Source organism: Flavobacterium beibuense F44-8 (assembly GCF_000769915.1).
GTDB lineage: Bacteria > Bacteroidota > Bacteroidia > Flavobacteriales > Flavobacteriaceae > Flavobacterium > Flavobacterium beibuense.
Map to the genome: position 1 here is coordinate 1 of NZ_JRLV01000047.1, position 1,669 is coordinate 1,669.

Sequence of the window (1,669 nt, forward strand, 5' to 3'; positions counted from 1 at the left end):
CTGAACCAACTGAGCTAATCGCCCGATATGTCTGCAATTTCGTCCCTAGTCAGTTCCTTATTGCGAGTGCAAATATAAACTGTTTTTTGTATTTGAGTTTCAATTTTTTTAAAAAAATATCGCAGCAATTCATCCATTCAACATCTAAAAAAACAACTTGTTCATATACAAACAGTTTAGTCAAAAAAATACCCAGTAATAGGTATTTCAGAGCATCAAAAAAGTAAAGACTTTTACACGATCACCTAACATTAAATAAAATATCATGATAAAAAAACTTTTTACCCTCATTGTTTTACTCTTACTAAACACTATGCAGGGACAGGAAAGCTTTGATTTAGGATTTGATTCTAACAAAAAAAGCGTTTATGATGTTACAACAGGCAAGGAAACTATTATACCTGTAGAAATTATAGGAAAAAATATATCTAAAAATTTTATCGACAGTAAATTTAAATTCTCGGTAGAGACCGATAGTGCCAAAACCGTTTTACCTTATACTAAGATACTCTTCAATAATAAAAAATCTTATGAAAAGACATTTTCAGAATTTAAAAAAGACAAGTCAAAAATTGTTAGAGAGACAATATATATTAGTATTAAGCCCGACTCTGTTATTCCCGAAAAATCAAACCTTACCTTAAAATTAATTGTAAAAGATTCTTCAGACCGAATTATTACAGATGAAAACACCGCTTTTAATAAAGCAATAGTATTGAATCTTGAAAGTGGTTCTAACGCGCCCTACAGTAAGTACAAAAACCTTTCGTACATAGGGACAAATTTTGATTTAGTAGAAGGAGTAAAAGCTCAAAACCTCTTTTTTGCAACAAATGTATTATCCCATCCTTCAAAAAATTCCAAAACCGGTTTTTATCTTAGCCTATACGGTAACCGCGCAATGAGCAATACCGAAAATATTGACGAAAACTACATAACCACAGAAGTTATTCCCTTTGATAGTATTCAGGCAATAAGAGTACGAAAAATGGTTTCATCAACACGAACTACAACTACAGATAATATTGGCGCGCACTTTAGCACACTACACCCTATATTTGGCACCCTGAAAAGTAAAAGCGAATTTAAAACTTACTTTACAGCGTCTATTGAGTTTATATGGAAACGTACAAACATATTAACTGAGTATGGAGAGGTTAAACACGTAGATTCAATACTATCTAACAGTTCAATAAAAAATCATTTAGTTTTAAACAGCTTACAACCTAGTACTCAATCAGTCAATGAGTACGCTTTTCATTTAGGCCCCGGAATATTTTTAGCATTAGAAAATGATGACATCAGCATAAGGATACATCATACTATAGGTTATGCCTCAAACTATTTTTTAACCCCCGGCTCTATTAATTCAACCGAAGTTAAAGTTGAACAAAAAAAAGACATATTTTATACCGGGCGTGCATGGATAACCGAGCCTAAAACAGGACTTACATTACAGGCAGAAATAAACAATCAGCTTGAAAACCCACGTCCATTTTATGTAGTAACACTCTCAAAAGCCTTTAAACTGGATAAGCTTGCCGGCTTTTTCTCTCCTGTAACAGCAAGGTAAAAAAGTAAACACAGTCTAACTATCCCCATGCTATAAAATGCAAAAAGCCGAAACTTTCGTTTCGGCTTTTTCTTGTGGGCGATGAGGGATTCGAAC

Annotated in this window: 1 protein-coding gene; it reads left to right on the forward strand. The window is 33.2% G+C overall.

Annotated features, from left to right (window positions below):
• Positions 1 to 265 precede the first annotated feature (265 nt).
• Positions 266 to 1,573, forward strand: a complete 1,308-nt coding sequence (locus Q763_RS17240) for a hypothetical protein (RefSeq protein ID WP_035136317.1) — start codon at positions 266 to 268, stop codon at positions 1,571 to 1,573.
• Positions 1,574 to 1,669 lie beyond the last annotated feature (96 nt).